This window comes from Nonomuraea sp. NPDC049421, from assembly GCF_040677005.1.
Lineage (GTDB): Bacteria > Actinomycetota > Actinomycetes > Streptosporangiales > Streptosporangiaceae > Nonomuraea > Nonomuraea salmonea.
In genome coordinates this window covers 58360-75202 of the sequence record NZ_JBFAQA010000013.1, presented here as the reverse complement: position 1 = coordinate 75202, position 16843 = coordinate 58360, and the positions used below count along the sequence as shown (strand labels likewise).

The window sequence follows — 16843 nt, the reverse complement described above, 5'->3', positions numbered from 1 at the left end:
GCCACCCATGTGCTGAAGAGGACTGGTACGAGGGAAAGCCATGGTCGCCGGCCGCGGACCGCCGGCCGACGTCTCGGCCGCCATCCGTCATGCCTACGACTGAGCTAATCACATGGACACCGACGGCCATTCGACTGTAGACACTGTCTACATGAAAGCAGATGCGGGCCTGAGAGACCGCCTGGTGTCGTGCGCGACCGCCATGGTCGCCGAGAGCGGCCCCGAGAACGTCACCCTGCGCGCGATCGCCCGCAGCGCCGGGGTCTCACACGGCGCTCCGCTCCGCCACTTCGCCGGAAGGGAAGCCCTGCTGTCGGCCGTCGCCGCTCAAGGGTTCCGCGATCTCGCCGCACGGGGCCGGCGCGTCCTCGCCGGGCTGCCTCCCACGTACGGCAGCGGGCAACGGCTGCGGGCCGCCTGCCGTACCTACGTGGCGTTCGCCTTCGACGAGCCGGGGATGTTCGCGCTGATGTTCCGCCACGACCTGGTCGACCCGCGCGAACCGGAGCTGGCGCGCGTCAGTCTGGAGGTCTTCGACACTCTGGTGGAGCTGGTACGGGCCCACCAGTCCACCGGCTGGCAGCACCGTACGGACAGCCGCCGCTTGGCGGGCGCCCTGTGGAGCGCGTTGCACGGCTTCGCCCAGCTGTGGATCTGGAACGCCCTGCCCACGGCGACCGGCGCCGCAACCCCCGATGCCGTCCTAGAGGTCCTTCTCCGGGCCTTCGACCTGTCCGCCGTCGAAGGAGCCGGCGATGCCTGATCCGCACCAGCGGGTGGCCGTCTTCGACCTCGACGGCACCCTCGTACGAGGTGACTCCTTCGCCAGCTTCCTCCGGCTCCTCCTCCTGCGCCGGCCGATCCGTGCGGTCATCTCCTTGCTGTCGGCGGTCATCCTGATCCCGCTGTTCCTGATCTCGCGGACGCGCCGCCGAGCGGTGGCCGGGTTCCTGTGGCTGGCCACGATCGGCGTACCACCTCATCGTTTCGAAGCGCTGGCGGAGGAGTTCGCGCTCACGCACGCCGCCGAGCCGCGCCGCATCGCCATCACCCTCGACCGCCTCCGCTCCCACCAGCGCGCCGGCGACCGCGTCATCATCGTCACCGGCTGCGCCGACCCGCTCGCCGGCGCCGTGTGCAGGGCCCTCGGCCTGGCCGGGGTCGAGGTGATCGCCGCCCGCCTCGAACATTCCCGGCGCGCGCACCGGGTGGCGGAAGGCTGCCTCGGCGCCGAAAAGGTCCGCCGTCTGGAACAGGCGGGTGTCGTCCCGCCGATCGACTATGCGTACAGCGACAGCGCCGTTGACCTGCCCCTCCTCCGCGCCGCGAAGCACCCCGTCCTCGTGGGCCCCGCACCCCGTACGCGGCAACGAGTCCGAGCAGCCCTGGGCACGGACCCCGCCGTACTGCCGCTCGAATGAGCGGCTGCCCACGTCGATACGTCACCACTCGCGGGTCGCGATCAGCTCCTCCACGTCCGCGTCCGCGAACCCGTAGGCCGACGCAACGAACCAGAAGTCCTCGGCGATCACCTCGCGGGCCACGGCCACGCTCCTTTCTCGCGCTCAGACCATAGGTGGACGCTGATCATCGGATCGTGCATCCTTGTCTTCCTTATGTCGGCGATCGGATGGCGACGGCCATGGGCATGGGAATGTTCGAAGGTCTGTTTCTGATAGTGCTGTGGATCGTTCCCGCAGTGGCGCTGTTCTTCCTCATCTACTGGGCGGTCCGACTCGCCATCCGACACGAGAAGCAATGGGCTCCGCCTCCGCGCGACACCGGCCCTCGGCGTAGGCGGCACCACGGCTGTTGCCCACATGATGCTCAGGACCGCAGCCAGCGCCCATCCTGACATTCAGCCGGTATCTCGCCATCCCCCGGATCGACCCCCAGCCCCTCCAGCGCATCGAACCATCGATCCGACGACGGGCCGATCCTGATCAGGCCTCGATCGTCACGACGACCTTCCCCCGCACCCGGCCACGCTCGGCGTCCCGGTGCAGGTCCGCCAGGGCTTCCAGCGGGCGGACGTCCGCCTCGACACGAACGACGCCCTTGTCGATCAGCGCTACGAGCTCCGACAGCTGACCCACGTCGTTGCGGGCGACGAACTGGACGGCGTGCGGATGCGCGATCGGCTGAGTGATGGAGACGAACGCCCTGGCCAACCGCGTCACCGAGACGGACACGCCGGGAACCAGGTTGATCAGCACGTCGTTGCCGCCCGGCAAGGGAGCGGCGGTGTAGTCCACGATCTCGTCGGCGCCCAGCCCCCGTACGGCCACCGCGCTGCGCGGACTCGCGGTAGCCACCACGTACGCCCCCGCATGCTTGGCCAGCTGAACGGCGAACATCCCCACACCCCCGCCGGCCCCGTTGATCAGCACCCGGCTGCCACGGCCGATGCGGGCATGCTCGAAGACCGCCTGCCAGGCGGTGAGCCCGGCCACCGGCACGGCGGCCGCGTCCGCCAGCGGAATCCGTTCCGGCGCCCTGGTCAGCAGGCTCGCCTCCGCGACCGCGTAACCGGCCGCCGCCCCGTCGATGAGCCCGATCACCCGGTCGCCGGGGACGAAGTCACCCGCCCCGGTGACCACGGTGCCCGCGACGTCCCAGCCGAGCGTATGCGGCAGGGTGCCGCCGAACACCTCCCGCAGCAGCCCCATCCGCAGGCCGACCTCCGACGGGTTGAACGACGTCGCGGCCACCCTGATGAGCACCTCTCCCGGCCCTGGCTTCGGCACCGGCACCTCGTCCAGCGAGATCACCGAGGCGTCGCCGTACTCGTGGATGCGGGCGGCCCGCATGCTGCCGAGGAAGTCGGCGGCGTGCTCGCTCGCCCACGTCTCGAACGTGCTCGCGGGCGCTCCGGTGACCTCCTCCACGGTCCCGGTGGCCGGGCCGGGCTCGGCCAGAGCGCGCAGCATCCCGTCCACGGCCTGCTCGGGCCACCCCAGCCCGAGCAGCCGCGTCCTGGTCTCTCCCGGAGGCTCCTCCTCCCAGCGGACCGGCCGGCCGATCGCCGCGCCGATCGCCCGCGCCTGTTCCCGCTGGGTCATCGGCCGGGGTCCGGTCAGCGTGTAGACCGCTCCGTGGTGCCCGTCGCCGAGCAGCGCACGCACGGCGACGGCTGCGACGTCCCGCTCGTGGATGGGGGAGAAGATCGCGTCGCCGTACGGCTGCCGCACGACGCCCGCGCGGACCTGCTCGGCCCACCGCAGGGTGTTGGCCGCGAACGCGTGCGGCCGCAAGACCGTCCATTCCCGGGCGTTCTCGGCGATCAGCCGCTCGATCTCGATCTCGTACGGACGCGCGGCGGCGGAGGACAGATAGACCACCCGCCGCGCCCCGACCAGCTCCAGCAGCTCGCGGGCACCCTCGGCCGTGGCGAACGGCCACAGTAAGAACATCGCGTCGACACCGTCGAGAGCCGCCTCCAGCGCGACCGGGTCCGTCAGCTCCCTCGTGATCGTACGGACGTCGGCGCCCGCGTCCTCGGCTTGCTTCACCAGCGAGCGGCCGATGGTGCCGGTCGCCCCACTGACCAGGACTTTTCTCATGCCGTCCACCCTAGGAGCACCAGGAGAGCCGCCCAATGCTTGTGCGTGCGCGATTCATACGCGATCGTCTTCACAATTAGACTCCTTTGCATGGATGTGCTGAGCGACGTGGTCGCCTCCATGCGCGTGGGTGTGCCGCGCTCGGCGCGGGTCGAGTGGCCGGCGCGCTGGGGGCAGCGATTCCCGTCCGCGCCCGGCTCGGCGGGTTTCCAGGTGGTGCTGCAGGGCTCGTGCTGGGCGATCCCGCCGGAAGGTGAGCCGATCGCGGTCGGAACGGGCGACGTGCTGTTCTTCCCGCACGGACACGGCTACGCGCTCGCCGACTCCCCCGCCAGCCCCATCGCGGAGCCAACCTGCGACCCCGACACCGCCGCCGAGCTGTTCGCCTCGGCCTCCCTGGAGGGCGCCAGGCCCGTCACCGTGACGCTCTGCGGCGGCTACCGGCTCGACGCCGGCCAGGCGCATCCGCTGCTCAGAGAGCTGCCCGCGATGATCCACCTGCCTGCCGAGCTGGGGCACGACACCGAGCTGCGCGCCGCCGTCGAGCTGCTCGGGAAAGAGATCGGCGGCCCGCGCCCGGGCGCCGACCTGGTGGTGTCGGCGCTGCTCGACATGCTCCTGCTGTACATCCTGCGCGCCTGGTTCGACGTCCCGATGGAGCACTGCGAGGCCCGCGGCTGGGCCGCCGCGCTGGCCGACCCGGCCATCAGCGCCGCGCTCGACGCCGTCCACCGCGACCCCGCCCACCCGTGGACGGTCGAGTCGCTCGGCCGCCGCGCGGGGCTGTCCCGCGCGGCGTTCTCCCGCCGCTTCACGCAGTACGTCGGGCAGCCGCCGCTGACGTACCTGACCTGGTGGCGGCTGGGCACGGCCGCGCGCATGCTGCGCGACTCCGACGCCGCGCTGAGCGAGATCGCCGGCGCGGTCGGCTACGGCTCGGAATTCGCCTTCGCCAACGCGTTCAAGCGCCAGTACGCCATGGCCCCCGGCAGATACCGCCGACAGGGCTGCCCGCTCCCGGCCCGCACTCCGTCCTTGAGGTGATGGAGCGCGCCCGTTCTACCGCGTGAACAAGCAGAACGGATGCCCGGCGGGATCGAGATAAACCCGTACATCGTCTTGAGGCTGGTATTCCGCGAGCGTCGCCCCCGCCTCGACGGCATGGGCTCCCGCGGTCTCCAGATCGTCCACCTCGATGTCCAGGTGCATCATCATCTGCTGATCCCCAGGCCCGGCAGGCCACGTCGGCCGCGCATAAGCCGCCTCGGTCTGGAACGACAACCCCGCCCTTCCGTCAGGCGCACGAAGAGTCACCCAATCAGACTCCTCGTCCCGTACGACCCAGCCGAGCAACCGCTGATAGAAAGCCGCCAACGCGCGAGCGTCCGGCGCACCGAGCACCGTCGCCGCCAACGCCATCCGTGGCCTGTCGATCACGCCACCTCCCAGCCCTGGTCAATGAGCGCCCACCCCTGCCCCTGAGCCCGAACCAGCTTCCTGATGCCAGCGTCCTGTTTCCGAGCTTCACGGAGATCCCCTTACCTGTATGCCCTCGCCTGCACATGGAAAAGTTCGTGGTACAGGCCGCCAGAGGCGAGGAGTTCGTCGTGGGTGCCGACTTCGATGACGCGACCGGCTTTCCATGTCGTTTCCCGGGAGGCCAGGAGGATTGGAGGTAGGACAAAGAGCATGAGCGAGCCTACTGGTAAGTATTCGATCACCATGCCGCGTGACATCGCCGAGGCCGCCCGAGCTCGGAGTGGCCCTTCCGGACTGTCCGCCTACGTCGCCGCCGCCGTCGCCCGCCAAATCGAGCGAGACAACCTCAACGAACTCATCCAGGTCGCCGAGGCCGAACACGGCCCCATCACGGACGACGAGGTCCAGGCACTGCGCGGCCAACTCCACCAGGCCCGGCGGGAACAGGCCGATAATGGGGCGGCTGCGTGACCTCTTCTCCCGCTGCTCCCGGCGGCACCCTTGTCCTCGACAGCGAGGGACTGGCCAAAGCCGTCCTGCGCGACCGTACGGTCACCGCATGGCTCGCGCTCGCCCGTGCTGACGACCTCCGCGTCATCACCTCTGCCGCCACCCTTGTCGAGGTGATCCACCATCGCGTCAACCGGCCGGCCCTGGAATGGACGCTGTCCCGCCTCGTTATCGAGCCGATCATCGAACCAATCGCTCGCCACGGCGCCACGCTCTTGTCCGACGCCGGCCTCCACGGGGACAAGTACGCCATCGATGCGATGCTCGGCGCCACCGCCCGCGCTGCCCCAGGCCCCGTGACGGTCCTCACCTCCGGCCCCGAGGACCTCGCCGCACTGTGCGGTGTACGGGTCACTGTCATCAAAATTTGAGTCGAGCAGCCCTGAGAGAAACGACGCAGGGACGGCCTGCGTTTGAAGGGATCTCATGACCGCAGGACCACGACCGAGTAGGGCATCAGCCGGCGCCTCTAAGTCGTCGCAAGAGTCAAGGTCGACCACCTATGTTGCAGGCATGGCAGATGACTCCATGACAGATCGATGCGACTGCGGTGCGACGGCCGGCCCACTGGGCATGTGCGTGGACTATTACCACGGGATCCTGGCCGAGGAGCAGTCGGATCCGCAGATGTTCAGGTGGCACGCGTGCGTGGTCGTGACATACCTCCTGCAGCATCCTTCCAGAGCCCACGAGAAGTACCTCGACGACCAGTATCGCCAGTTGCAGCTCTACGTGGATAAGGGCCTTGACGCACTGCTCCGCCTGGCAGCCCATCGGGTGGCACGCAACAACCACCGGGCACGGCCGAGCTACGACACGGCACCGCTGACGGCATTCGCGCCGTTCCCGAAGGGCGAACCTCCCGCCTTCTCGGCCTCGTTCAGCGGGTTGCCGGTCAAGGACGGCAGCTTCGTGTTCGATGGACATTCCGCGTACGGGGATCGCATCAAAGCCATCGCCGAAGCAACGGTGGAGTCCTGGAAATCCGTCCGGAGCTGACGCTCGAAGGCGACACGGGGACCTCCCCGCTGAATCCTCCGGCGCGCGCGCCCGGACCAGCGGGCAGGCGCAGGGCCAGAGCCCCTGCTGCGCACCGCACCACCGCCTTGCTCCATACGAGAGCTACTCGGCGATGTTCCAGTCGAATACCGAAGCCCGACGCGCCCCCGCGATGAGTTGCCCGAGGTGTCGGTCACGCGCACTGGCCCCTCTGCCGCTATTCGCGGTCGCGTGGAATGCGACGTCCGATATCAGCTGAAATAGCTAGTCTGATTCACGCCAGCCCTCGTCAGGCAATCACTCGTAACGTGCTCAGCGAAAACGTCATCCGTCTTTCGAGTGAAATCAGGACGAGGGAATAAGATATGGATCTCCAGCTTTCCGGCCGGGTTGCAGTTATCACCGGTGCTTCCAAGGGCATCGGCCTGGCCGTCACACGTACCCTTCTCAACGAAGGGGTTCGTGTCGTGGCCGCTTCGCGGACGAGCACCCCCGAGTTGGAGGCGCTCGGTGGTGATCTGCTACATGTTCCGACCGACCTGATGGACCCTGAGGCCCCCGCTCAGATCGTGGAGAAGGCCGTGACGGAGTTCGGTGGGCTCGACATCCTGGTGAACAACGCCGGCGGCCCACCGCCTGGCGTGACCTTGCCGCGCTTCGGGTTCCTGACCTCCACTGATGAGGACTGGCGGGCGATGTTCGAGTTCAACCTGTTCTCGGTCGTACGTACCGTCCGGGCGGCCATCACGCCCATGCTCGCCCGCGGCGAAGGGTCGATCGTCAACATTTCCTCGGCCAACGCCCACTTGCCCACGCCCATGAACGTCGATTACAACGCCGCCAAGGCGGGCCTCAACAACCTGACCAAGGCGCTGTCGGAGGAATTCGCGCCCCAGGGCATCCGGGTGAACACCGTCTCCCCGGGCCCGGTGCGTACGGCATGGTGGACGAAAAGCGGTGGCGCGGCCGACATCATCGCCGCCCAAGCGGGAACCGACCGCGACAGCGTCATCGACAAGGTGGCACCCGAGATGATGAACCTGTCGACGGGCCGTCTGGCCGAGCCCCAGGAGATCGCCGACGTGGTCGCCTTGCTCGCCTCACCTCGCTCGGCCAGCACGACCGGCGCGGATTTCGCCGTCGACAGCGGGTTCCTCAAGCAGATTTGACGACCGATCGACACCGCGGCCCAGGTCATCTGAACTTCCCGGATGACCTGGGCCTTCGTGTATGGAGTGAGTGGCGGAAATCGAACCCGCGCCCTGGCGTTTCCCGCGCGACGCGCACGCACCTCCCGCCTGACGCTCCTATGTACGAGGACGTTGCGTGAGTTACGTCATGAGCTCTGCTTTCCGGAGGACAATGCCAGGTAGGCGGCGCCGGCCGAGTTCAGGACGTTGATCCACTCAGGATGGTCTAGATAAGCGTTGTCTGGAGCGGTAGGGCCGAGGTCATCGAGAACGCGCAAGAGGGCGTCGACCACCGTCTGCACCAGGTCGGCTTCTCGCTGATCGACGAAAAGGTGAGAGATCAGTGCTCGTGCACCGTGTTGGTCGATGAAGGTGTCGTCGATCAGCCAGTGCACGGCAGCCGTGAGATCCGGCGATCCCTCCCCGAATCGCCAGTGCTGATCCTGGTAGCCGCGGTCCCCTAAGGCTCGTAAGGCCTCAAGCACGTCCTCGCGTTGCTCTGGCGACCGCACCCATTGTGCGCCCCGACGTTCATCCTCCACGGTAGAAAACTACTGGTCCTGTCGATGTCACGTCATTGTGCGCGTGGTGGTCGGCGATGAGGGCCAGGTAGATCACATCCACCAGGTGCCGCTTCAGGACTCGGAACGCCATAGGCACTGCGTTCCGAGTCGCTGCGGATGATTATGGTGTCAGCCATGGTGAGACAGTCTGTCTAGCACAACGAGCACGCAGCGCGTTTCTGCTCGCTCCGCCGGCCCAGGATGACGGTGGGCGGCGCATTCACCATCGTTGATCCAGTGGCCACTCTTGCGCGATCATTGCGCGTGACTCGCGACCTGTCGACACCGCCCGTCATTCTCCGGCTCCCTAGCCGGCTCCCGCCAACCCGTGCTGACCGCATCCGGGGTGACCGATCCTGTCCGGGTGAATAGGCGGAACCGTTTTACGTCACGGACGGAGTTGCATGTGAGACCGTGCGGTCGCAATCGTCAGGCTGTATCTCTGCGGTGGTGCGGAGCGACGAGCGGAACCTGATCACACTGCCGTCACGAATGTTTCTCCTCATGACCGCTTTTGGGCTGTCGAGCCTCTCCGTACTCAACTATGGCCATCGCCACGGCAGCAATCATGAATCCCACTCCCGCGATGGCCATGACTGGCAGCACTTCACGCACTGGTTGCGACGGGAACGAGCCGCCAATCGCACCGCAGGATCTGAAGACGGATGTGATGAGGAGGAAGGTGCCTAACGCAAGGAAGATCCGGCGACCGATCATGAAAGCCGATGCTAGGCCAGAACAGTTCTGTGCGGGAGCGGCCGTACTCAGCGGCGGTGTGGCACCCCTGTCGCAAGTGGGGCGGGCTGGCGAGCGGTGCCCGGCTCATGTCCCAGAAAGCACCTGCACACGTACGTCGTGAACGACCCTGCGGCACTCGTCCCCGACGACTAGGGCGCGCAGAATGCAGACAGAAGAATAAATCACGGCCCGTCGCCGGCATCGTGGATGACACAGCCGACAGGGCCTCCCCGTCACGCCACCGGGACCAGTGTCAGATAGACAAGCCCGAGAATTCCGCGATAGCCGGTCAGGTACGAGGCGCGCTGCCGGTCGGCATCGGCGCGCAGCTCCGCGGCCTTGGGATGGTCGGCGTTGGCCGCCAGCCATACCTCGACGTCGGCGAGATAGCCCGCCTCGAACTGGTCCCACTCCTCCTGGGAGGCGACTTCCAGCCACTCCACCCGGAACCCGGCCTGCACCGCCGCCTCGACCATGCCGTCCAGCGGCAGGTGGTCGTCGGGCTTGGCGCCGGGCCACATCCTGGCCAGCTCCTCCGGCTGCGGCCGGCGTTCCCAGAACCCCTCGCCGTACAGCACGCGGCCGCCGGGGTTGACCAGCCTGCGCAGCTCCTTCAGAGCCTCACCGTACTGGTCGGGCGCCGGGGCGTCGCTGAGCGCCTGCCCCGAGCCCACGCACAGCACCACGTCGGCGGGACCGCGCTGAGTGCCGGTGGCCGACTCCTTCAAATACTCCATCCGATCCGCCAGACCGCGACTGGCCGCGAGGGCCCGGCCACGTTCCAGATCCCGGTCGAGCAGGTCGATGCCGATGCCCGTGGCGCCAGGCGCGGCGGCGAGCAGCCGGAGACTCAACTCGCCCCAGCCGCAGCCGATGTCCAGCACGCTCTCCGGTTCCGTCGCAGCCAGACGCGCGACGAACCCCGCGGCCCGCTCCTCACTCAACGGCCCGTGGAACGTCAGTCTGCTCCGCTGCGAGGGAATCTGGTCGGAGGTCGTCTCGTCTGTCGTCTGCTCCGTCATGAACGGCAAGGCTAACCACAACGGATACGCTCATGCACCTGCATTAAGCCGCAATCGGACTGGTCCAGGGGCTGGTGACCGGTTTCATGCCCGCGCACGATTGAAGACCAAAGCTCAGGTGCCGAGTCCACCGACCCACCTGGGCCTTCGCTGTGACAGCGGGTGACAGGAAAAGAACCCGCGCTGTCACCTTGGAAATCGCAGAGATCTTGGCTTGTAGAGGCGTTGACCTGCGGCTTCCCGGTTCGTGAGTGACCGTAATGACCCTAGTCACCGCCCTTGATGCACGCTGATAGCACGACGATCAGCCCGTCCTGCGCGACGCGCGTACGCCGACCGCCTGAACACCCCGTCCGCCGTCAACCGACCCGAAGGGAAGGGGCCAGGACCACGGGACATGGGCGTCCTCATGCACATCGTCCGCCGGCATGTGGCAGGTAACGGGGCAATTTCGTTTCTGCAAGACCTGGCTCTTGCCGCACTATAACGTCCGTGTTATGAACTGGGGAGAGGTGGAGCTGAAACCAGAGGTTGATGAGTGGTTCGACACGCTTGATCAGGAAGACCAGGAAACAGCAGCGTTCTACATCGACCTACTGGCCGCTCGTGGTGTCCTGCTCGACGAGCCCTACACTCGTCAGCTCTGAGGGAACTGCGGTTCCACCTCCAGCGAGGGGCAGTCCGGATCACCTACTGGATTGCTCCGGGGAGACGGATCATCAGCTGACGGTGTTCCGCAAGCAGCGGATGCGCGAGACCGCTGAGATCGATCGTGCGTGGCGGGCCATACAGCGGTGTATCACTGAGGCGCACACCACTGATGAGGAGTGAGCGGAGTGAGCGAGCGCAGGACTTGGGCCGACAAGAAGTCCGAAATACTGAGTCGCCCCCGCGCCGGAGCGGCCTACGAGGCGGCGAAGATCCGGTTCGAACTGGGTGAGGCCGTGAGGCTGCGGCGTGAGCAACTGGGGCTGACCCAAGCTGAACTGGCGGAGCGCACTGGGCTGAAACAGCCGGCGGTAGCACGGTTCGAGGCCGGAGGGACCATGCCGACCATCCCCTCGTTGAAGCGCCTCGCAGATGCACTGGAGATGCGGCTCAGCATCCAGTTCCAACCGCTGCGCGAGGCTGGCTGATCTCGCTCCAAGCAATGTCGACGGTCACAGTCGACCGCCGACACTGCGTCGTTGGTTGCACGGGAGATCGAGAGCAGCTCTTGAACGTACGGTCCGCTCCGGGGTCGCCTACTTCGAGCGCTCTGCGGATGGGACATGCTGGCCGCCAAGTCTGGAGCGGGCCTCAAGGACCTCACGGCACCCATGGGACATGACAACATACGAGCGGCCATGATCCATCAGCGCGCGGTCAGCCGGGAACCGGCTACTGATCATGCCAGGCTGAGCTGGGAGAACGAGGGTGCAGGTCAGGGCGGGCCGGTTGGACGTGAGTGTCCGCGAGTGGCCGCGGTTCTTCGTCTCTTCTGGCACTGATTCGGCACGCGGTCGGTCGCCTGTGCTTACGTGTTCTGCGTGCCTTTTGTTTCGGAGACAGGCAGGCTTCCCGGACCTGTTCCGACGAAGACGGAGCCGGCGGCAGGCAAGGGCCGGCGTACATCACGCCGGCCCTTGCCTTGGGGGCGATTCCCCTTCTGATCCTCAACTGGTTCGCCACTGCCGCGACCCTAGGGCGCGACTGCGCCGTGTACGAAGGCGGCAACATAACGGAATGCACTTGGGGACTTTCCGAGGAAGAGGTATCTGCTGCGTCAGGTCTGATCGCGCTGGTGATGCTCGCCATCCAGATAGGGCTGGATCCCCAAAGGGATCCTGGTGGTGGAGAGATATCTCAGGCAGGCATGTCGACAGCCAGTCCGGCCGCTTGGGCAGCATCGGCCAGTCGTTTGTCGTACGTGACGAATGAGGTGAGGTGGGAGCGGATACGGAGAGCAGTTGCCAAGTGGATGGCGTCCAGGCTCCGTACGGTCACCGGTCTCACAGTCTGGGCCAGAATTCGGATGCCAGCGTCCAGTTCCACCAACTCGATCAGGTCGAGAACCAGGTGAAGGCGGGGGACCGCTTCTGGGGCGTAACGTGTCAGGGCCCGTGACGACTCGATCTCGAGGAGGACCGAACTCGTCCATCCGGTCTCAGCCCGTTCATCGAGCCAGTCGCGCAATGCCTGCGACTCGGCCTCAGCATGGACGAGTTTCACGACGGCGGCCGAGTCGAGATAGATCATCGGCGTTCGCTGTCACGGCCGTGGGCGATCTCCGCGCCGATATCAACGCCGTCCGGTTCGCCAATCGGCATACGCAGGACAGCGCGCCGCATAGCGGCAGCGCGTTCCTTACGGAGGGCGGCTTCCAATACGGCTTGGCGGATAGCCGCCGAGCGTGAGCTGCCGTCATGGGTGAGGACATCCAGCGCATGCTCGGTCTCTGCGTCGCTGCGAATGGTGATGGTGTCAGCCATACCACCACTGTAAGACGAAGTGTCTTACGGCAGCAAGTACCGGCCGGCTCCTGCGATCCGTCGTCAAGATCGACCATCGTCGCCGCCAACGGGCCAGCCGAGGGCTTAGAAGGGCGGCGATAATGATGCTCAGCCATGCTGTGGCGATCGTAGGGCTGCATCTGTGCGCGGCGCGGCAACCCCGGTCGGAACGTTCGGTTCGTACGGCGGTGCTGGCATGCGGCGCCCGGCCCGGTGTCCCGCCGCCGTCCGGGACCGGCCCCCAGGCCGCACGCCCGGGCGGCGGGCAAGCGACGGGCCGCTGTACGGCGGCGCGGCGCGCCGCCGCTTGATACCTACAAGAGCTATTCGGCAATCTTCCGGTCGAGCACCCCGACCTTGCGGGCCTCTGCGATGAGTTCGATGAGATCGGCTACAAGCTTCGGGCTTGCGGCGATGGTGGCTTGGGCGGTCATGCTGTGCGGACTGCCGTCGAGATCGATCACCGTTGCGCCAGCTTCTCGGGCGATGATGACGCCTGCTGCGGTGTCCCACGGGTTGTTACTGAGCATGATGGTGGCGTCGATCCTGCCGTGCGCCACCCACGCGAGATCGATCGCGGCTGAGCCGAACATCCGAATACGCTGAACGCGCGCGGCGAGCTCTTCGGTCAGGGCGAACCTCGGCCGGTTGCGCTCCTCGGCGTTCTCCCCCACGGCATAGTCACCGATCGCCACAATTGCACTGCTCAGGTCGCGGGCATCGCCTACCTGGATCGCGGAGCCGTTCACGGCAGCGCCGGCCTCTTCGGCCGCCGCATAGCGAAGGTCGAGGAATGGCAGGCCGATCACTCCAAGCGTGGGGATGTCCTTATCGACGAGGCCCAGGGAGACGCCGCAGAGCGGGATGCCGTGCAGGAAGTTGGCCGTCCCGTCCACAGGGTCCAGCGCCCACATCAGGCCATCGCCCAGGCGACTGCCGCCTTCCTCCTCACCCAGAAAGCCGATCTCAGGCGTCTCACGAGCCAGGAACTCCCGCACGGCGTGCTCGACGGCGTAATCCACCTCCGTCGCCATGTCCCGATCCCCCTTGGCCGTGACGACGCCGGGGGCCCTGGTACGGATGATCTCGCCGGCGATCGACACGGCTTGTTCACCGATGGGGAGCAGCGATCGGGCGTCGATGGTCATCCAGGTTTGCTCCGCTCCCACATATCCCTGAACACCTAGTCGAAGATGGGGAACAGCCCTTCTTCGGCGGTGTTGTCCGTGATCACAAAGGTAGGTGAATCGACTCCGCGTGCCTGCGGCAGGTACGGCTGGACCACGCACAACGCCCGGTCCACGATGATCAGGTTGTATCGGATCGTCTCGTCGTAAACGTGGAGCTCAAGGACTGTCTGTTGCGCAGTCAGGTGGTTGCTCCACCAACTCGTACGCTTCCAGTAACTAAGGGGCGATCACCCGAAGCCAGAGCCGCTATCGCGGGAGGGGTGATTCGAGCGTCAGCGAAGCCCGTTCAGGGACTCTAGCCAGCCCACCATGTACCAGGCAACGGGCGGGCCTGAGGGCGAGCGGGGTTTCAGGGGGTCGAAGGGGCGAAGCCCCCTGGGAGACACAGACTGGAACACCCATGCGCGAAGCGCCCCAGGTGGAAGGCCATGCAGTGAGGCCCAGGAAAAGGATTGGAGCGGGTGACGGGAATCGAACCCGCGCTGTCAGCTTGGGAAGCTGATGTTCTGCCATTGAACTACACCCGCGTACGACCGAACGTCGCGCCCCTACTCTAGCGGAAACTTGGGCCACAACAGCAATCCCCGAGCCCGCACGTCGGTCCACGACCGGTAAGTTGCTCACCGTGCTGCTATCTGACCGTGACATCCTGGCCGAGATCGACGCCGGGCGTCTGTCGCTGGATCCGTTCGATCCGGAGATGCTTCAGCCGTCCAGCATCGATGTCCGGCTTGACCGATTTTTCCGGGTGTTTGAGAACCATCGCTACCCGCACATCGATCCGTCGGAGGAGCAGCCGGATCTGACGCGGATGGTGGAGCCGCGGGGGGACGAGCCGTTCATCCTGCATCCGGGTGAGTTCGTGCTGGCCTCCACGTACGAGGTCGTCAGCCTGCCGGACGACCTGGCGTCGCGGCTGGAGGGCAAGAGTTCGCTCGGGCGGCTGGGGTTGCTGACGCATTCGACGGCGGGGTTCATCGATCCCGGGTTCAGCGGGCACGTGACGCTGGAGTTGTCGAACGTGGCGACGTTGCCGATCAAGTTGTGGCCGGGGATGAAGATCGGTCAGCTCTGCGTGTTCCGGTTGAGCTCGCCGACGGAGCATCCGTACGGGTCCGACAAGTACGGTTCGCGATACCAGGGTCAGCGTGGCCCGACGCCGTCGCGGTCGTTCCAGAACTTCCACCGGACCAAGATCTGACCTCAGGTGAACAACAGGTGAACAGTAGAGGAACAGGTAGATGAACAGCAGGGGTCGAGGAGCCATCATGAAGGCGTTCTGAGCGGTCGCAACGCCGGTCCGAGCTGCACGAATGCCCCCGAAACCACCTGCTACACCGGTGTTGTGGGACGAACACCGGGTAGCCACTAGGCGAAGGGGACATGAAGTTCGCATTTCGCCTGGTAAGCCATACTCTTCCACGGACCATCCCCGCACATCTGGAGAACGACGTGCGCCTGCGTCTCACGCCACGTGAGGACAGCTACTACGACCTGTTCGCCGACTCGGCGAACAACCTGGTCACGGCATCCCGGCTACTGGTGGAGATCATCAGTGACGGCTCGGACAGGGAGGCCCTGGCCGAGAAGATGCGCGCCTGCGAGCACGCCGGTGACGAACGCACTCACGCGATCATGAACCGGCTCAACGAGAGCTTCATCACTCCGTTCGACCGCGAGGACATCTACCGGCTCGCCTCGAACCTCGACGACGTGATGGACGCCATGGAGGCGGCCTCCGACCTGATCGTCCTCTACCAGATCGACCATCTTCCGAAGGACGTCGTCCGGCAGGTCGAGGTGCTGGAGCGGGCGGCGGAGCTGACGGCCGAGGCCATGCCGCGCCTGCGTTCGATGAAGAACCTGAACGAGTACTGGATCGAGGTCAACCGCCTGGAGAACCAGGGTGACCAGGTCTACCGGCGGCTGCTGGCCAAGCTGTTCAGCGGCGAGTACGACGCGCTGACCGTGATGAAGATGAAGGAGGTCGTCGACGCCCTCGAGGAGGCCGCCGACGCCTTCGAGCACGTCGCCAACACCGTCGAGTCGATCGCGGTCAAGGAAAGCTAGGCCCGGCAGTGGACCTCACGCTTGGCCTCGTCATCGGCGTGGTCGTCATCGCGTTGGCCTTCGACTACACCAACGGGTTCCACGACGCGGCGAACGCGATCGCGACCTCCGTCTCGACCCGGGCCCTGACCCCCAGGGCCGCGCTGTTCATGGCGGCGGCGATGAACTTCATCGGCGCCCATCTCGGCACCCAGGTCGCGCAGACCGTCGGAAAAGGCATCATCGACGCCCCCGACGGCTCGCACGGCCTGGTGATCGTGGCGGCCGCGCTGATAGGCGCGATCGTCTGGAACCTCATCACCTGGTATTTCGGCCTGCCGTCCTCCTCCAGTCACGCGCTCATCGGCGGCCTGGTGGGCTCGGCCCTGGCCTCCAGCAGCGTGGTGCACTGGGACGGCGTCCTGGAGAAGGTCGTCATCCCGATGGTGCTGTCGCCGGTGATCGGGTTCAGCCTGGCCGCCGCGATCATGATCGCAATCTACTGGATCTTCCGCAACGGGCAACCCGGCAAGACCAACAGGGGCTTCCGGTACGCGCAGACCGTCTCGGCCGCGGCGATGGCGCTCGGTCACGGCCTGCAGGACGCGCAGAAGACGATGGGCGTCATCTTCCTGGCGCTCACCGTCGGCGGGTTCGCCCAGCCGTCGGACCCGATCCCGCAGTGGGTCATCCTCTCCGCGGCGGGGGCGATCTCCCTCGGCACGTACGCGGGCGGCTGGCGCATCATGCGGACCCTGGGCCGGCGCATCATCGCGCTGGACCCGCCGCAGGGTTTCGCGGCCGAGTCGGCGGCGGCGACCGTCCTGTACGGCGCGGCCATCGGCTTCGGCGCTCCCATCTCCACCACCCACACCATCACCACGGCGATCATGGGTGTGGGGGCCACCAAGCGGCTCAGCGCGGTGCGGTGGGGCGTCGCGGGCAACATCGTGACCGCGTGGATCCTCACCATCCCTGCCGCGGCCATCGTGGCCGCCCTGTCCTACTTCGTCCTGCACGCCATCGTGGAGGGCTGACCCCCGGGAAG

Annotated in this window: 22 protein-coding genes and 1 tRNA gene; 12 read left to right on the top strand and 11 right to left on the bottom strand. The window is 66.6% G+C overall.

The annotated features are described in order from the left end of the window. The first annotated feature begins 151 nt into the window (after nt 1–151). Together AB0K18_RS22915 and AB0K18_RS22910 are read left to right on the top strand one after the other, a co-directional pair. Nucleotides 152–763, top strand: coding sequence for a TetR/AcrR family transcriptional regulator (locus tag AB0K18_RS22915; protein ID WP_364917336.1), 612 nt, complete (start codon nt 152–154; stop codon nt 761–763). Then, entirely contained in the window at nt 756–1421 is a 666-nt protein-coding gene (locus AB0K18_RS22910; protein ID WP_364917334.1) for an HAD-IB family phosphatase, read from the top strand. The genes AB0K18_RS22915 and AB0K18_RS22910 overlap by 8 nt, the downstream gene beginning before the upstream one ends. A gap of 21 nt (nt 1422–1442) precedes the next feature. Here the strand turns inward: AB0K18_RS22910 and AB0K18_RS22905 are convergent, their stop codons facing one another. After that, nucleotides 1443–1550 (bottom strand): DUF5713 family protein, encoded by a 108-nt coding sequence (locus AB0K18_RS22905; RefSeq protein WP_364917331.1) that lies wholly within the window; start codon nt 1548–1550, stop codon nt 1443–1445. 393 nt (nt 1551–1943) lie between these two features. Then, nucleotides 1944–3563: a zinc-binding dehydrogenase gene (locus tag AB0K18_RS22900; RefSeq protein ID WP_364917329.1), complete on the bottom strand. Its 1620-nt coding sequence runs from the start codon at nt 3561–3563 to the stop codon at nt 1944–1946. A gap of 90 nt (nt 3564–3653) precedes the next feature. Between AB0K18_RS22900 and AB0K18_RS22895 the strand changes: the two genes are divergently transcribed. Beyond that, entirely contained in the window at nt 3654–4607 is a 954-nt protein-coding gene (locus AB0K18_RS22895; RefSeq protein ID WP_364917326.1) for an AraC family transcriptional regulator, read from the top strand. Nucleotides 4608–4622: 15 nt separating this feature from the next. On the opposite strand, the gene AB0K18_RS22890 is transcribed toward AB0K18_RS22895, so the two are convergent. Then, nucleotides 4623–5000, bottom strand: a complete 378-nt coding sequence (locus AB0K18_RS22890) for a VOC family protein (protein WP_364917324.1) — start codon at nt 4998–5000, stop codon at nt 4623–4625. Nucleotides 5001–5252: 252 nt separating this feature from the next. Between AB0K18_RS22890 and AB0K18_RS22885 the strand changes: the two genes are divergently transcribed. The 4 genes from AB0K18_RS22885 (at nt 5253) to AB0K18_RS22870 (ending at nt 7720) form a co-directional block, all read left to right on the top strand. Next, nucleotides 5253–5513, top strand: coding sequence for a CopG family transcriptional regulator (locus tag AB0K18_RS22885; protein ID WP_364917321.1), 261 nt, complete (start codon nt 5253–5255; stop codon nt 5511–5513). Further along, the gene (locus AB0K18_RS22880; RefSeq protein ID WP_364917319.1) at nt 5510–5923 is read left to right on the top strand and encodes a PIN domain-containing protein; all 414 of its coding nucleotides are present in this window, start codon (nt 5510–5512) and stop codon (nt 5921–5923) included. The genes AB0K18_RS22885 and AB0K18_RS22880 overlap by 4 nt, the downstream gene beginning before the upstream one ends. 142 nt (nt 5924–6065) lie before the next feature. Next, nucleotides 6066–6551 (top strand): DUF5946 family protein, encoded by a 486-nt coding sequence (locus AB0K18_RS22875; RefSeq protein ID WP_364917316.1) that lies wholly within the window; start codon nt 6066–6068, stop codon nt 6549–6551. A gap of 365 nt (nt 6552–6916) precedes the next feature. Then, nucleotides 6917–7720 carry an SDR family oxidoreductase gene (locus tag AB0K18_RS22870; protein ID WP_364917313.1) on the top strand — a complete coding sequence of 268 codons (804 nt, stop codon included), beginning with the start codon at nt 6917–6919 and terminating at the stop codon, nt 7718–7720. Nucleotides 7721–7887: 167 nt separating this feature from the next. Here the strand turns inward: AB0K18_RS22870 and AB0K18_RS22865 are convergent, their stop codons facing one another. The 3 genes from AB0K18_RS22865 to AB0K18_RS22855 form a co-directional block, all read right to left on the bottom strand. Continuing rightward, the gene (locus tag AB0K18_RS22865) at nt 7888–8283 is read right to left on the bottom strand and encodes a hypothetical protein (RefSeq protein ID WP_364917310.1); all 396 of its coding nucleotides are present in this window, start codon (nt 8281–8283) and stop codon (nt 7888–7890) included. Between the two features lie 507 nt (nt 8284–8790). Next, the gene (locus tag AB0K18_RS22860) at nt 8791–9021 is read right to left on the bottom strand and encodes a hypothetical protein (protein WP_364917308.1); all 231 of its coding nucleotides are present in this window, start codon (nt 9019–9021) and stop codon (nt 8791–8793) included. A 254-nt stretch (nt 9022–9275) separates the two neighbouring features. Next, nucleotides 9276–10064: a class I SAM-dependent methyltransferase gene (locus tag AB0K18_RS22855; RefSeq protein ID WP_364917305.1), complete on the bottom strand. Its 789-nt coding sequence runs from the start codon at nt 10062–10064 to the stop codon at nt 9276–9278. A 497-nt stretch (nt 10065–10561) separates the two neighbouring features. On the opposite strand from AB0K18_RS22855, the gene AB0K18_RS22850 reads away from it, so the two are divergent. Both AB0K18_RS22850 and AB0K18_RS22845 read left to right on the top strand, forming a co-directional pair. Further along, nucleotides 10562–10711 carry a hypothetical protein gene (locus AB0K18_RS22850; RefSeq protein WP_364917302.1) on the top strand — a complete coding sequence of 50 codons (150 nt, stop codon included), beginning with the start codon at nt 10562–10564 and terminating at the stop codon, nt 10709–10711. Between the two features lie 189 nt (nt 10712–10900). Next, nucleotides 10901–11200, top strand: coding sequence for a helix-turn-helix transcriptional regulator (locus AB0K18_RS22845; RefSeq protein WP_364917299.1), 300 nt, complete (start codon nt 10901–10903; stop codon nt 11198–11200). A 709-nt stretch (nt 11201–11909) separates the two neighbouring features. Here AB0K18_RS22845 and AB0K18_RS22840 read toward each other — a convergent pair. The 5 genes from AB0K18_RS22840 to AB0K18_RS22820 form a co-directional block, all read right to left on the bottom strand. Then, nucleotides 11910–12302 (bottom strand): type II toxin-antitoxin system VapC family toxin, encoded by a 393-nt coding sequence (locus tag AB0K18_RS22840; RefSeq protein WP_364917296.1) that lies wholly within the window; start codon nt 12300–12302, stop codon nt 11910–11912. Further along, nucleotides 12299–12535 (bottom strand): hypothetical protein, encoded by a 237-nt coding sequence (locus AB0K18_RS22835; protein ID WP_364917293.1) that lies wholly within the window; start codon nt 12533–12535, stop codon nt 12299–12301. Before AB0K18_RS22835 ends, AB0K18_RS22840 begins: the two co-directional genes overlap by 4 nt. A 344-nt stretch (nt 12536–12879) precedes the next feature. Next, a complete protein-coding gene (locus AB0K18_RS22830; protein WP_364917291.1) occupies nt 12880–13704 on the bottom strand; it encodes an inositol monophosphatase family protein in 825 nt (274 codons plus the stop codon). Nucleotides 13705–13739: 35 nt separating this feature from the next. Further along, complete coding sequence (locus AB0K18_RS22825) at nt 13740–13928, bottom strand: DUF5919 domain-containing protein (protein ID WP_364917723.1); 189 nt, start codon at nt 13926–13928, stop codon at nt 13740–13742. 271 nt (nt 13929–14199) lie between these two features. After that, a tRNA-Gly gene (locus AB0K18_RS22820) sits at nt 14200–14273 on the bottom strand. 98 nt (nt 14274–14371) lie between these two features. On the opposite strand from AB0K18_RS22820, the gene dcd reads away from it, so the two are divergent. The 3 genes from dcd to AB0K18_RS22805 all read left to right on the top strand — a co-directional run bounded on the left by dcd (nt 14372) and on the right by AB0K18_RS22805 (nt 16832). Next, nucleotides 14372–14947 carry a dCTP deaminase gene (gene dcd, locus AB0K18_RS22815; RefSeq protein ID WP_364917720.1) on the top strand — a complete coding sequence of 192 codons (576 nt, stop codon included), beginning with the start codon at nt 14372–14374 and terminating at the stop codon, nt 14945–14947. 251 nt (nt 14948–15198) lie between these two features. Continuing rightward, the gene (locus tag AB0K18_RS22810; protein ID WP_106243913.1) at nt 15199–15816 is read left to right on the top strand and encodes a DUF47 family protein; all 618 of its coding nucleotides are present in this window, start codon (nt 15199–15201) and stop codon (nt 15814–15816) included. Between the two features lie 8 nt (nt 15817–15824). After that, complete coding sequence (locus AB0K18_RS22805) at nt 15825–16832, top strand: inorganic phosphate transporter (RefSeq protein ID WP_364917288.1); 1008 nt, start codon at nt 15825–15827, stop codon at nt 16830–16832. Nucleotides 16833–16843: the final 11 nt, after the last annotated feature.

What these genes read in the sequence shown, in the direction of transcription:
- AB0K18_RS22915 (WP_364917336.1), top strand. Translation starts at nt 152, where the DNA reads ATGAAAGCAGATGCGGGCCTGAGAGACCGCCTGGTGTCGTGCGCGACC.
- AB0K18_RS22910 (WP_364917334.1), top strand. Translation starts at nt 756, where the DNA reads ATGCCTGATCCGCACCAGCGGGTGGCCGTCTTCGACCTCGACGGCACC.
- AB0K18_RS22900 (WP_364917329.1), bottom strand. Translation starts at nt 3,563, where the DNA reads ATGAGAAAAGTCCTGGTCAGTGGGGCGACCGGCACCATCGGCCGCTCG.
- AB0K18_RS22895 (WP_364917326.1), top strand. Translation starts at nt 3,654, where the DNA reads ATGGATGTGCTGAGCGACGTGGTCGCCTCCATGCGCGTGGGTGTGCCG.
- AB0K18_RS22885 (WP_364917321.1), top strand. Translation starts at nt 5,253, where the DNA reads ATGAGCGAGCCTACTGGTAAGTATTCGATCACCATGCCGCGTGACATC.
- AB0K18_RS22875 (WP_364917316.1), top strand. Translation starts at nt 6,066, where the DNA reads ATGGCAGATGACTCCATGACAGATCGATGCGACTGCGGTGCGACGGCC.
- AB0K18_RS22870 (WP_364917313.1), top strand. Translation starts at nt 6,917, where the DNA reads ATGGATCTCCAGCTTTCCGGCCGGGTTGCAGTTATCACCGGTGCTTCC.
- AB0K18_RS22860 (WP_364917308.1), bottom strand. Translation starts at nt 9,021, where the DNA reads ATGATCGGTCGCCGGATCTTCCTTGCGTTAGGCACCTTCCTCCTCATC.
- AB0K18_RS22855 (WP_364917305.1), bottom strand. Translation starts at nt 10,064, where the DNA reads ATGACGGAGCAGACGACAGACGAGACGACCTCCGACCAGATTCCCTCG.
- AB0K18_RS22850 (WP_364917302.1), top strand. Translation starts at nt 10,562, where the DNA reads ATGAACTGGGGAGAGGTGGAGCTGAAACCAGAGGTTGATGAGTGGTTC.
- AB0K18_RS22840 (WP_364917296.1), bottom strand. Translation starts at nt 12,302, where the DNA reads ATGATCTATCTCGACTCGGCCGCCGTCGTGAAACTCGTCCATGCTGAG.
- AB0K18_RS22835 (WP_364917293.1), bottom strand. Translation starts at nt 12,535, where the DNA reads ATGGCTGACACCATCACCATTCGCAGCGACGCAGAGACCGAGCATGCG.
- AB0K18_RS22830 (WP_364917291.1), bottom strand. Translation starts at nt 13,704, where the DNA reads ATGACCATCGACGCCCGATCGCTGCTCCCCATCGGTGAACAAGCCGTG.